The 246-nt window shown below is 53.3% G+C and carries 1 rRNA gene; it reads right to left on the bottom strand.

Annotated features, from left to right (window positions below):
- A 16S ribosomal RNA gene (locus tag SB660_RS22865) occupies positions 1-146 on the bottom strand; the annotation flags it as partial.
- Between the last annotated feature and the right edge of the window lie 100 nt (positions 147-246).

The following is a 246-nucleotide window of genomic DNA, read 5'->3' as shown; positions in this document are numbered from 1 at the left end:
TCCCAGTCTTACAGGCAGGTTACCCACGTGTTACTCACCCGTCCGCCGCTAACATCCGGGAGCAAGCTCCCTTCTGTCCGCTCGACTTGCATGTATTAGGCACGCCGCCAGCGTTCGTCCTGAGCCAGGATCAAACTCTCCGAGGTATGCAGGATGCATATCACACATGCGTTGCTACACGATGTAGCGAACTTAGCATGTGATCATTTCCTGCCTCGTCAGCGTTTGACTGACTACCTATGATAT

This window comes from Bacillus sp. SIMBA_005, from assembly GCF_046535585.1.
In the GTDB taxonomy this organism is placed as follows: domain Bacteria; phylum Bacillota; class Bacilli; order Bacillales; family Bacillaceae; genus Bacillus; species Bacillus pumilus.
This window is presented reverse-complemented; position numbering and strand designations above follow the sequence as displayed.